This window comes from Kitasatospora sp. NPDC059088 (assembly GCF_042738155.1).
Taxonomy (GTDB): domain Bacteria; phylum Actinomycetota; class Actinomycetes; order Streptomycetales; family Streptomycetaceae; genus Kitasatospora.
This window is the reverse complement of record NZ_JBHYGR010000072.1, coordinates 1-12,037: the sequence shown is the minus strand read 5'-3', so window position 1 is coordinate 12,037 and position 12,037 is coordinate 1. Positions and strand designations below refer to the sequence as shown.

Sequence of the window (12,037 nt, the reverse complement as noted above, 5' to 3'; positions counted from 1 at the left end):
GCCGGGGCCCGCCAGCCGGGCGGTGGCGCGCGCTGCGTGTCCCCCGCCACCCCCACCCCCCCCCGGCGCTGGGTGGGGGGACTGCGCCACCCGGCGCTGACCGAGGTGACGCCCCGCCCGTACGTGGCGATCCGCCGTCACCGGGTGGCCTCCGCGACACTCCCCGAGATGGTCGAACTCGGCACCCTGGACGGGTCCTTGGCCGCCTTCCTGGCCGCCGCGATCCGGGCCCGGAAGAACGTGATGATCACCGGCACCCAGGGCGTCGGCAAGACCAGCCTGCTGCGCGCGATGGCCGCCGAGATCCCGCCGGACGAGCGGATCGGCACCCTGGAGTCGGAGTTCGAGCTCTGGCTGCACACCCTCGGCCACCTGCGCCAGGTCGTCCCGATGGAGGCCCGGGAGGGCAACGGTGAGCGCGTCGAGGGCCGCCTGGCCGGGGAGTTGACGATCGGCGACCTCATCCCGGCCGCGCTGCGGATGACCCTCTCCCGGATCATCGTCGGCGAGGTCCGCTCCGGCGAGGTCGTCCCGATGCTGCGGGTGATGACCAACGGCGAGGGCGGCTCGATGTGCACCCTGCACGCCCGCGGCCCGCACATGGTCGTCGACCGCATCGCCGAACTCTGCCTCGAGTACGGCTCGCACATGACCGACGCGCTCGCCTACCGGCTCACCGCCAACGCCCTGGACCTCATCGTGCACGTCTCCATGGTCGACGAGACCGCCGTCGGCGGCCGCCGGCACCGCTTCGTCTCCCACGTCCTGGAGGTCACCGGCCTCGGCGAGAGCGGCCGGCCCGCGCTGAACACCGTGTTCGGCCCCCGGCCGGACCTCGGCGAGCCGCGGGCCGTCCCGCACACCCCGCCGCAGTGCCTGGACGACCTGCGCCGGGCCGGCTTCGACGCCTCGCTGCTCGGCTCCCGGTACGGGAGTTGGGCCGCCCCGCTCCAGCTGCGGATCGGCGGTGGCCCGCGATGATGCTGCTCTTCGCCCTGTGCGGGCTGGCGCTCGCGGGCGGCCTGGTCGCCCTGGTGGCCTGGGCGCGCGGCAGCGAACCCGCCGACGAGGACGAGCCGGCCGGCCGGGACAACCCGCTGGCGGGCCGCGCCCACGTGTTCTGGTACGGCGCCCCCGGCAGCGCCTCGCTGCGGATGGTGCGGCTGCGCCGGATCCAGCTGCCGCTGGCCCTCGTCGGCGCCCCGCTGGCCTGGCTGTTCACCCGCATCCCGCTGACCGCGCTGCTGGTGCCGCTGGCGGTCTTCGGCCTGCCCTGGCTGTTCGACACCACCCGCCCGGACACCCACCGGATCGAGCGGCTGGAGGCGCTCTCCGAGTGGACCCAGCGGATCGCCGACGTGCTGCTGCTCGGGGTCGGCCTCAACCAGGCGATCGTCACCAGCCGCCGCACCGCCCCCGCCGCCCTGGAGGAGGAGATCGGCGAACTGGCCGCCCGGCTGCAGGCCCGCTGGCGGCCCGAGGAGGCGCTGCACGCCTTCGCCGACAGCCTGGCCGACGCCACCGCCGACAAGGTGCTCGCCGCCCTGGTGCTGCGGGCCGGGGACAGCGGCCCGGGGCTGGCCCGGACGCTCTCCGACATGGCCGAGTCGGTGCGCGAGGAGGTCCGCCAGCGCCGCGCCATCGAGGCCGACCGGGCCAAGCACCGCACCACCATCCGCTGGCTGGTCGGCATCATCGTGCTGGTCGTCACGATCGGCTCGTTCAACAGCGAGTACACCCGCCCGTACGGGACCTTCCTCGGCCAGATCGTGCTGGCCGTGGTCGCCGCCCTGTTCGTCGCGATCATCGCCTGGATGCGGGCCCTGGCCGCGCACCCGCCGGTGCCCCGGCTGCTCGCCCCCGACCGGCGCAGCAGGAGCGGGCGCCGGCTGCGCGGGTCCGCGCCGGAGCCGGCCGAGCGGCTCGGGGAGGTCCGGTGATCTCCCCCTGGTCCGTGCTGGCCGGCGCCGTCGCGGCCGGCGGCCTCGCCCTGCTGGTCGCCGAACTGCGCCCCGCGCCACCGGACCTGCGCCAGGCGCTGGACCGGCTGCACCGCACCCCGGCCGACCGCGAACCGGACCCGGACGAACGGCCGCGCTGGTACGACCGGATCGGCGAGCGCTCGCTCACCCTGCGCGGGGTGACGATCCCGCGCCGCGAACTCGCCCTGATCGGCCGCACCCCGGCCCGCTTCATGGTGCACAAGCTGCTGTTCGCCGCGCTCGGCCTGCTGCTGCCCGCCTACCTGGGCGCGATGGCCGTGCTGATGGACGTCGGCCTGCCGTTCGCGCTGCCGCTGGTCGCCGGGCCGCTGCTGGCCGGGCTGCTGTGGTTCGTCCCGGACGGCGTGGTGCGCGGCGAGGCCAAGGAGGCCCGCACCGAGTACCTGCACGGCATCGCCGCCTACCTGGAACTCGTCGCGATGGAGCGGGCCGCCGACTGCGGCCCCGCCGAGGCGCTGCGCCGGGCGGCCTCGGTCGGGCAGGGCGTGGTGTTCCGGCGGATCCGCGACGCGCTGGAGCGCGCGGCCACCGACCGGCTCCCGCCGTGGGCCGGACTGGACGCGCTGGCCGAGGAGTTGGGCCTCACCCCGCTCCAGGACGTGGCCGACATCATGCGGCTGTCCGGCACCGACGGCGCCGCCGTGTACGACACCCTGCGGGCCCGGGCCAAGGGCCTGCGCGGCGAACTGCTCGCCGAGGACCTGGCCCGGGCCAACGCCGACAGTGAGCGGATGGTCGCGCCGGGCGCCGCCCTGACCCTGCTGATGACCGTCCTGATCGTCTTCCCCGCACTCCACCAGATGCTCAACTGACCTTCCCGTGACGTTCCCGACCGAGCAGCTGACACCACACACCACACCCCGGGAGACCCCGATGACCGTACGACTCGCCCAGCTGGCAGGCCGGGTGCTGCGGCCCGTCCTGCGGCCCGTCCTGCTGCCCGTGCAGTTCGCCCTGCTGCTGTTCACGCTGCGGATGGGCCGGCTGCGGGCCGCCCGGGCACGCGGCGACCGCGGCGCCATCAGCATCGAACTCGCCCTCGCCATCATCGCGTTGGTGTTCGTCGCCGGGGCCGTCGCGACCGCGCTGTACCTGTTGAAGGACAAGGTGGTCACCAAGGTCGAGCAGGACCCGAACCTGCCCGGCGGTGGCGCCGCGGGCGGCGCGGGGGGCGCCACCAAGTGATCCGGGTCCGTCGTCGTCCGCTCCGCCGTCGGGGCGACCGGGGATCGATGAGCATCAGTCTGGCCATCGTCTTCCCGGTCGTCCTGCTGCTCCTGCTGCTGGTCGTCCAGGCCGCGTTGATCTGGTACGACCGGCAGGTCGCGCTCACCGCCGCCCGGGAGGGCGTGGACGCCGGCCGGGTGCAGGGCAACGCGACGGCGTCGGCGGCGACCGAGGCCGCCGCGCGGCAGGCCCGGGACTTCCTGGACCGGCAGGGCGTGCACGCGTACCAGGTGGGGACGGACGGCAGTTCGGACGACACCATCAAGGTCACCGTGGAGCTGACGCCGCCGCTGCTGATCCCCGGGCTCACCGGGCCCACCGTCCGGCAGTTCGCCGAGGCGCCGCGCGAGCGCTTCGTCCCCCCGGTGGTGAAGCCGTGAGGCGGTCGGCGCGGGCCGGTGCCGACCGGTCGGGACGGCCGGGGCGGATGGCGCGGCCGGGGTGGCGCGGGCGGCCGCGGAGGCCGAGGCGGACGGACCGGGGCGGGATCGCGATCGAGGCCGCGATCGTGGTACCCGGCGTGGTCGGACTGGTGCTGCTCGCGATCGCCGCCGGGCGGGTGCAGACCGCGGCCGGCACGGTCGAGGCCGCGGCCCGGGTCGGGGCCCGGACCGGCTCGCTCCAGCGCAGCGTCGCCGGGGTGGACGGGCCCGCCAAGGAATCCGCGCTCGCGACGCTGCGCCAGCAGGGCGTGTCCTGCCGCACCTCGGACGTCCAGGTGTCCGAGGCGCCGATGGACCTGCCGGGCGGCCGGGTGGTGGCCGTGACGGTCACCGTGACCTGCGACGTCGAACTCGCCGACCTGCTCGGCGGACCGTCCGGGCTGCCCGTGACGAAGCACCTCGTCGGGGAGTTCACCTCGGTGATGGACCGCTACCGCGGCACATGACGACGGCAGGCGGCGGCGCGCGGGCCGCAACGGGCGCGGCCGGGGGATTGGGGACGGCCCGCGCGGGGGAGACGCAAGCGGAGAGCGCTCGGGGGATGACGCAACGACACCGAGGGGCGCCCGGTGGGGAGCCGGTGGGGAGACACCGTGTGGATCGGGGGGAGAGGGTGCGGGTGCTGAGCGGGCTGCGGGACCGCCGACGGCGTACGGCCGGGCGGCGGTCCGACCGGGGCGCGGTCGCCCTCTTCGTGGCGATCTGCGCCGCCTACCTGGTGCTCGTCATCGCGTTGGTGATCGACGCGGGCGGCCGCCTGCGGGTCGCCGAACGCACCGACGCCTACGCCCAGGAGGCCGCGCGGGTCGGCGGCCAGCAGCTCGACCAGGCGGACGTGTTGCAGGGGAAGGGCTTCAAGGTCCGCCAGGACTACGTCCGGCAGGCCGCCGGGATCTACCTCGACCGGTACGGCCTGAAGGTGGACGAGGTCGTCTTCTCCGACGACGACAGGGTCGTCACCGTCACCGTGCGGGCCGACTACCGGCCGGTCCTGCTGGGCGCCCTCGGGGAGCGGAAGGTAACGGGCAAGGGCAGTGCGACCCTCGTCCACGGAGTCGAGAAAGCGGAGACCCACTGATGGCCGCGCCACGTGCCAAGGACCAGGCCCGTACCGCCCAGGCCCGTACGGTTGGGGCCGGCACCGGCCCGGGCGGAACCGGGAACGGCGGAACCCGGAAGGGCGGCAAGCCGACGGTGAGGGGGCACGCCCGCCCCGGGCGCCGCCGACCCGGCCGCGGCGGCGCGGTGCTCGCCGCGCTCGCCGCCCTGGTCACCCTGCTCGCCCTGCTGTTCGGCGTGCCCGCCCTGCTGCTGTACGGCACCCGGGCGGTCGCCTCGATGGGCGAGGTCGCCTCCGGCGGGGTGGGCGAGGCGCTCACCAGTCCGGACGACGGGCGGCTGTTCCTCTGGCTGCTGGTGGTGGTCGGCTGGCTGGCCTGGGCGTGCTTCGCGCTCTCCGTCCTGCTGGAGGTCCCCGCCCAGCTGCGTGGCCGGATCGCCCGCCGGATCCCGGCCTTCGGCTGGAGCCAGCGGATGGCGGCCGGGCTGGTCGGCTCGGTGCTGGCGCTGCTGCCGGTGGCCGGTGCGGCCTTCGCCGCGGTGCCCGAACTCACCCAGGGCCCGTCCGCCCAGGCGCAGTTGACCCCGGGCGTGCACCGGGCCGCACTGCCCGCCGCGCAACCCGCCGCGGCGCCCGTCCAGTCGGCGGACCAGCAGCCCACCTACACCGTGCGGGACAGCCGCCCGGCCGACAGCCTGTGGTCCATCGCGGAGCGCCAACTGGGCTCCGGGGAGCGCTGGGTGGAGATCGCCAAGCTCAACGAAGGCCGGGTGATGGGCGATTCGGGCACCCGCTTCGACGCGGAGCGGCCGATCCAGCCCGGCTGGCAGCTGCTGATGCCGACGGACGCCAAGCCGGACGAGGCGAAGGCCCCGGCGCCCGCCCAGTCCTCCGGGCCGGCCCAGGCCCCTTCGGCCGGTGACTCCTCGCCCGGTGACTCCTCGGCCTCGGCCACGGCCGCCGCGGCGCAGGTGCCACAGGCCGGGACGGAGCCGGAGGCGGGCGGGCAGAAGACGGTGACCGTCCGGTCCGGGGACAGCCTGTCGGCCATCGCCCAGCGGGAGCTGGGGGACGCCGAGGCCTGGCCGAAGCTGTTCGAGGCCAACAAGGGTGTCCAGGCGCCGGACGGGGAACGGCTGACCGACCCGGACGTGCTGGAGCCGGGGATGGTGCTCACCGTGCCCGGAGCGGCCGCACCGGCGCCCGGGCAGACGCCCGCGCCCGCGTCCACGCCTGCACCAGCGCCTGCGCCTGCGGGTTCCGGTTCCGGGGCCGGGGCCGGGGCCGGAGCGGGAGCCGGGCAGACGCCCGCCCCCGCCGCCACGCCTCAGCCCGCGCCGGCCACCCAGTCCCCGGCGCCGACCCACGCCCCCGACCGCGCGCCCGCACCCGCTCCCGCCGCGCACGCCTCCCCGGCACCCAGCGACGACTACAGCGTCGCCCTCGCCGCGTCCACCGTGGGCGTGCTGCTCGCCGCCGTCATGGTCGGCACCGTCGCCTACAAGCGCGGCACCCAGCAGCGCGGCCGCCGCCCCGGCCACCGCATCGCGATGCCCGAGGCCGAGGCCGCCGCCTTCGAGAACGAACTGATGGTCCGCCAGGACCAGGCCGGCCTGGAGCTGCTCGACCGCTCCCTGCGGACCCTGGCCCGCCACACCACCCGCGGCGGCAAGCGGCTGCCCGCGATCGTGGCGGCCCGGATCACCCCCGACCACACCATCGAGCTGCACCTGTCCGGCCCGGCCACCCCGATCGCGCCGTTCCGCGCCGCGCACGCCGCCAACGTCTGGTGGTGCAGCGAGGAGTCCTCCGACCTGCTGAGCCCGGCCCAGGCCCGCAAGACCCCCGCGCCCTACCCCGCGCTGGTCACCCTCGGCACCTCGCCCGACGGCTCGGTGGTCCTCGCCGACCTGGAGGCCGTCCGGCTGCTCCACCTGTCCGGGCACCCCGACGACGCCCGCGCCGTGCTGCGCACCCTCGCCATCGAGCTCGCCCACAGCCCGCTGGCCGACCGGCTCCACCTGCACCTGGTGGACCTCGCCGAGGAGGTGCCGATCACCGGACCGGCCGCCGAGCGGGTCCACCGCCACCCCACCCTGGAGGCGGCGCTCGCCGCGCTCGGCCCGCGCACCGCCAAGGCCCGCGCCACCCTGGTCGCGGCCGAGGCCACCAGCCCGCGCGAAGCCCGCAGCCGGGGCCAGGCGGACGAGTCCTGGGTGCCGGAGATCGTGCTCTGCGCCCAGCAGCCCGGCGGGGACACCCCGGCCGAGCTCGGCCGCCTGCTGGACGCCCGCCCGCGCACCTGCGTCGCCGTCATCACCCGGGCCCCCGAGCGCGGCACCGGACCGGTCGCCCGCTGGACCCTGCCGACCACCGGCCAGGCCGCCGTCCCCGGCCTGCACCTGAGCGTCGAACTCCAGCGGCTGGACGACCACCAGTACGACCAGGTCGCCGAACTGCTCCGGGCCGCCGACGACACCACCCAGCACCCGGCACCCGCGTGGACCCTGGACGGTCCCGGCCTCGACCCGGACGAGGACACCGACACCACCGAACTCCCGCTCGCCGTACCGGTGCTGGCCGCCGTCGGCGCCCCGGGGGCGGCGGCCGAGGAGGACGCGGGGGCGGCGGCCGGGCCCCGGCTGCTGACCCGGGTCATCGGGACCGGCGCCAGCCCGTTCGCCGGGACCGACCCGGCCGCGCCCGCTCCTGCGACCGCGCCCGCCGCCGTCCCTGCTCCCACGCCGCCCGGCCCGGCGCGCTTCGCCGTCAACGGTCAGGGGCGGCAGGCGGCCACCGGGACGGAGCAGCCCGCCGACGAGGCCACCCGCGACCTGCGGCTGCCGGGCGGGCCGGGGGAGTCCGCAGAGTCCGCAGAATCCCCGGAATTCGCGGAGCCCGCCGAGGCGCCGGTCGGGCCCGCCGGGCCTGCCGGGCCTGCGGAGTCGACGGCGGTGGACGGCCCGGCCGAGGCCTCGGTGCCGGTGCTCCCCGTCCAGCCGGTGCGGCCCGTGGCCCCGCAGGCGCCCGTCGTGCCCGCTGTGCCCGTCGTGCCTGCCTCGCCCGCGTCACCCGCGTCACCCGCCGAGCCGGTGCCGACGCACCAGAGCGCGCCCGCGCCCACCGGCGTCGACCCGCGCGTCCCGGCCCGGCCGGAACCCGGCGTCGGTCCCGCCCCCGCCCCCAGGGTCGTCCCCGGGGCCGCCCCCGGTCCCGAGGGTGGTCCTGGCCGCGGCCGAGAGGGCGGCTCCGCCGATACGGCGCCGGCCACGGTCGAGCCCGGCCCGGCCGCCGTCGCGCCCGTCGCCCGGACCACGTCCGGCCGCAGCGACAGCGACGACCTGCTCGCCATCCTGCGCTCCCCGGAGGCGCACACCCCGCGCAACGCCCCCCGGATCCGGCTGCTCGGCCCGGTCGACGTCGCGGGCACCCCCGGCGCCGTCGAACCAGGGGCGCTGCCCCGGCTCACCGAACTCGCCGTCTACCTCGCGCTGCGGCCGGGCGCCGACCACCACGCGCTCGACCACGACCTGCACCCGGGCGCCGCCCACCTCGACCCGCACCCCACCGCGGCCGACGCCAGGAGCCCGCTGCCGGCCAAACTCGCCGACCTGGCGGCCTGGTTCGGCAGCACACCGGACGGCCGTGCCCACCTGCCCACCGACACCACCGAGGGCTACTCCTTCGCCCCCGTCGTCACCTGCGACTGGGACGAGTTCCGCAGCCTCTACCGGCGCGGCATGCGCAGCACCAGTGCCACCGCCGACGCCGCCCTCGCCCACGCCCTGGCGCTGGTCCGCGGTGCCCCGTTCGCCGAGGCGCCGCCGGCCTCCTACGGCTGGGCCGAGGCCGAGCGCCAGGACATGATCGCCGCGATCGTGGACACCGCCCACGAACTCGCCGCCCGCCGCCTCCAGTACGGCGACCACCGCAGCGCCGAGGCCGCCGTCTTCCGCGGCCTCGCCGTCGCCCCGGACGTCGAACTCCTGCACCGGGACCTCTTCTACGCCTACGCGTCGGCCGGCGCGCGGGACCAGCTGCTGCGCGCGGTCAACCGCCTCGACGCACTGAGCCGTCGCACCGGCCGGGACCTGGACGCCGACACGGTCGCCCTGCTGCGGGACCTGCTCGCCGGGTCCTGAGTCGACGGTTCCTGAGCCGCCGGTCCTGAGTCGACGGTTCCTGAGCAGGCGAGGCCGCCCGGATGTCCGACCGGCCGTACCCGATCCACCGGGTACGGCCGGTCGGTGTCGGTCGTGGCGGGGGCGTGCGGTCAGGCGGAGCGCGGTCAGGCGGAGCGCGGTCAGGTGGCGTGCAGCCAGGTGTCGACGGTGGTGAAGTCGGCCTCGGTGAGGCCGACTCGGGGGTCGACGCGGTGGAGCAGCGTGGCGGCCGGGGAGTTGGCCTCGACCCAGCGCCGGTCGGCCGGGGTGATCTCGTCGTCCACCCAGACGAACCGGCGTCCGGCCGCCCAGGCGACCAAGGTGCTCGTCTTCCAGTGCAGTTGGGCGTGCAGGGTGCTGCCGTCACCCGGCAGGTCGGTGTCCGGCCAGTCCACGTACGGCAGCCGGGGCAGACCCAGCCGGGGCGCGAGGCAGGCGTTTGCGTCCGTCAACCAGGTGGTGGACCAGACCAGTTGGCAGGGCAGGGCGAGCAGTCGGGGCCCGAGCCCCGGGTCGACCCGGGCCACCAGCGGGTTGCCGGACGGGCCCGCGCCCGGGCCCGGGTAGGTGGGGTAGCCGCCGGGCGGCGGGGCGCCGAAGGGGATCAGGGGCCCGTCGACGTCGAGGAACAGCAGGGGGAGCCCCGGATCGGTCATGACGGCACGATAGTGGCCGGTGCCCGCGCCGTGGCACGCCGATCGGCCACCCGGCCTGGCTCGGGTGTGCCGGGATCTCGTAGGGTGGCGCGCACGGGACGTGGTGGCTGGCACCACGAAGGCAAGGGCATCAGACGCCGCGGACGCGGCGGGGCGGGGCGGTGACCAGAAGATGGCGGAGACGACTGCTGTTTCCGGAGGTCCCGAGCCGTCTGCGGACTCGGGCCCCTGGGACGCCGTACCGCCGCAGCAGCCCGCAGGGCGGCCCGAGGAGCACCCGCCCGGGCCCGCCGCGCTGTACGAGCCGCCGCCCGCGCCCCCGCTGCCGCCCGCGGCGTTCACCGCCCCGGTGCCGCCCGCGCCGCCGGTCGCGCCCACCGGATGGACCCTCACCGGCCTGCCCGCCGCAGGGGCCCAGCCCCAGGTTCAGCCCCAGGCACCGGCGCCGTCCGCGGCTGCGGTGCCGACGGTCTCGGCGGCCCCGTCGGCCCCGGGTGGGCTCGGTGCCGCGCCGCGCGGCCGGATCCTGGTGATCGAGGGCGGATACGGCAACTCCGGCCGCCGCACCTGGGGCCGGGGCGGTCCCGCCCAGGCACCGGTGCTGTCCGCGATGCTCGCGGCCGTGTCGCCGCAGGTGCTGCTCGCCGCGGACGCGGTGGACGCCGTCCACCTCCCCGGCGCCAGCGATCCGCACACCGTCCTCGCCCACCTGCGCGCCGCCTCCCGCCACCCGGGCCCGCTGCTGGTCCACCTGGGCGGGCACGTGGTGGCCGACAAGCGCGGCGGGCAGCTCCAGCTCACCCTGCGCGACGCCAGGCAGGACGGCCTGCCCTGGCAGGCGATCGCCGCCGAACTGAGCCACCGTCCGGCCGAGTGGCAGACCCTGGTCATCGCCGACCTGAGCGCCGACCAGAACGCCTGGCCCTACCTCCAGGGCACCGTCTCGCCGCTCACCGAGGGCATCCCGCTGTGGGCGGTCGTCAGCCCGGACCCGGAGCAGATCGGCACCTTCACCCGCGCACTGATCGAGGCGCTGCACGGCGGCCGTCCGGGCGCGGGCGAGGTGCTCGCCCCCGAGCAGCTGCGCCAGCAGGTGTACTCGGTGCTGCGGCCGGACGTGGTCATCCTGGCCACCCACACGCCGGACCGCCCGGTCTTCCGCAACACCGCCCGCCGGGGCGAGGCCCCGGTGGCGGACGTCGTGCTGCCGCTGCCGGAGGCGCTGCCCGTCGCGGACGCGGTGCCGTCCGAACTGCCGCTACCGCTGCCCGCCGTGGCACCGCTGCCGCTGCCGCGGCAGGCGGAGCCGCAGGACGCCGTGGCCGGGCGGGCACCGGTGGCGCCCGCCCCACTGCCCGTCACGCCCGTCGGCGGGCCGGTGAGCCTGGTCAAGCCCGGAGTGCCGCCGACCCCGCCCCGTCCGTCCCGCCCGGTCAGCCTGCGCAAGGCGGGCGAGCAGCCCGCTGACACGGCTTCGGGGGTGAGTCTGCACAAGCCCGCCGGGGCGGCGGTCACGGCCACGGCCGCGGCCGATGCCGCGTCGTCGGCGGAGGAGGCCTCGGCGGCGGGCGTCACGCTGCGCAAGGCCCGGCCGGAGGACGCGGAGCCGGTCGAGGCAGCCGGAACCGCCGTTGGTGCCACGGGGGTTGGCGAGCCCACCGAGCCCACCGAGACGGTCGAGCCGGTCGAGGAGCCCCGGGACGCCGTCCCGGACGAGAGCGGTCCGACGGCCGAGGCCCCGCAGGACGCGGTGCCGACCGATGCCGTCCCGGCCGACGTCTCCCCGACGGACGTGGAACCGGCCGCCGAGGTTCCGACCGCCGAGGTTCCGACCGACGCGGTGCCGGCTGCCGAGGCACCGGCCGACCAGCCGCCCGCCCCGGCCGAGGCACCGGCCGCCAACGCGCCGCGCGAGGACTACCGCGAGGTGATCGGACGGATCGTCCGCAGTGCCGACGCCGGGGACCACGCCGCCGCCACCGACCTCGCCTTCGCCCTCGAACTGGAGGCGATCGCCGAGCACGGGGCCGTCTCCGAGCCGGTCCTCCAGGTGCGCCAGGTGCGCGCCCACGTGTGCCGGCTCGCCGGCCGGACCGCGGAGGCGGCCGGCATCTACCGCGAGGTCGCCCTGACGCTGCTCCGCTCGCAGGGCGCCGACCACCAGGAGACCCAGCGGGCGGCCACCAACGCCGAGGCCTGCTGGCGTTCGATCGCCGACCGGGCGGAGGCGATCCGGATCGCCCCGGAGATCATCGAGCTGCGGGCCTTCCTCCCGGGCCCGGACAACCGCAAGCTCCGTGCAGCCGAGCGCTACCTGGCCCAACTCGCCGCCGCTGCACCGGTGGTGGCCGACCAGGGCTGACGGTCGGGCCGGTCGCCCTCGTCCCCCCTCGGCGGGCCGCCGAGGGGGGGCGGGCGGCCCCCCATTTATACACCCCCGGGGCAACAGACCCCCCCCCGCACCCCTCAAACCCCCGATTTGTAC

At 76.9% G+C, this 12,037-nt stretch carries 10 protein-coding genes; 9 read left to right on the top strand and 1 reads right to left on the bottom strand.

All coding sequences use genetic code 11. The features are described 5' to 3' along the window. From ACFWXO_RS27830 to ACFWXO_RS27795, 8 genes are all read left to right on the top strand, one after another. On the top strand, positions 1-981 hold a 981-nt coding region (locus ACFWXO_RS27830; protein ID WP_380526868.1), incomplete at its 5' end, for an ATPase, T2SS/T4P/T4SS family. Then, positions 978-1,940 (top strand): type II secretion system F family protein, encoded by a 963-nt coding sequence (locus ACFWXO_RS27825; RefSeq protein ID WP_380526866.1) that lies wholly within the window; start codon positions 978-980, stop codon positions 1,938-1,940. The genes ACFWXO_RS27830 and ACFWXO_RS27825, both read left to right, overlap by 4 nt. Next, positions 1,937-2,815: a hypothetical protein gene (locus ACFWXO_RS27820; protein ID WP_375884955.1), complete on the top strand. Its 879-nt coding sequence runs from the start codon at positions 1,937-1,939 to the stop codon at positions 2,813-2,815. Before ACFWXO_RS27825 ends, ACFWXO_RS27820 begins: the two co-directional genes overlap by 4 nt. Before the next feature lie 61 nt (positions 2,816-2,876). Next, the gene (locus ACFWXO_RS27815; RefSeq protein ID WP_375884957.1) at positions 2,877-3,188 is read left to right on the top strand and encodes a hypothetical protein; all 312 of its coding nucleotides are present in this window, start codon (positions 2,877-2,879) and stop codon (positions 3,186-3,188) included. 47 nt (positions 3,189-3,235) lie between these two features. Further along, positions 3,236-3,610, top strand: coding sequence for a TadE/TadG family type IV pilus assembly protein (locus ACFWXO_RS27810; RefSeq protein WP_375884959.1), 375 nt, complete (start codon positions 3,236-3,238; stop codon positions 3,608-3,610). Positions 3,611-3,750: 140 nt separating this feature from the next. Continuing rightward, positions 3,751-4,119, top strand: coding sequence for a pilus assembly protein (locus ACFWXO_RS27805; RefSeq protein WP_375884962.1), 369 nt, complete (start codon positions 3,751-3,753; stop codon positions 4,117-4,119). 149 nt (positions 4,120-4,268) lie between these two features. Continuing rightward, on the top strand, positions 4,269-4,751 hold the full coding sequence (locus ACFWXO_RS27800) for a hypothetical protein (protein ID WP_375884965.1): 483 nt from the start codon (positions 4,269-4,271) through the stop codon (positions 4,749-4,751). Then, complete coding sequence (locus tag ACFWXO_RS27795) at positions 4,751-8,875, top strand: LysM peptidoglycan-binding domain-containing protein (RefSeq protein WP_380526863.1); 4,125 nt, start codon at positions 4,751-4,753, stop codon at positions 8,873-8,875. Before ACFWXO_RS27800 ends, ACFWXO_RS27795 begins: the two co-directional genes overlap by 1 nt. Positions 8,876-9,036: 161 nt before the next feature. Here the strand turns inward: ACFWXO_RS27795 and ACFWXO_RS27790 are convergent, their stop codons facing one another. Then, on the bottom strand, positions 9,037-9,552 hold the full coding sequence (locus ACFWXO_RS27790) for an HAD domain-containing protein (RefSeq protein ID WP_380526861.1): 516 nt from the start codon (positions 9,550-9,552) through the stop codon (positions 9,037-9,039). A gap of 172 nt (positions 9,553-9,724) precedes the next feature. Here ACFWXO_RS27790 and ACFWXO_RS27785 point away from each other — a divergent pair, with 172 nt between their 5' ends. Continuing rightward, positions 9,725-11,914 (top strand): hypothetical protein, encoded by a 2,190-nt coding sequence (locus ACFWXO_RS27785; RefSeq protein WP_380526859.1) that lies wholly within the window; start codon positions 9,725-9,727, stop codon positions 11,912-11,914. Positions 11,915-12,037 lie beyond the last annotated feature (123 nt).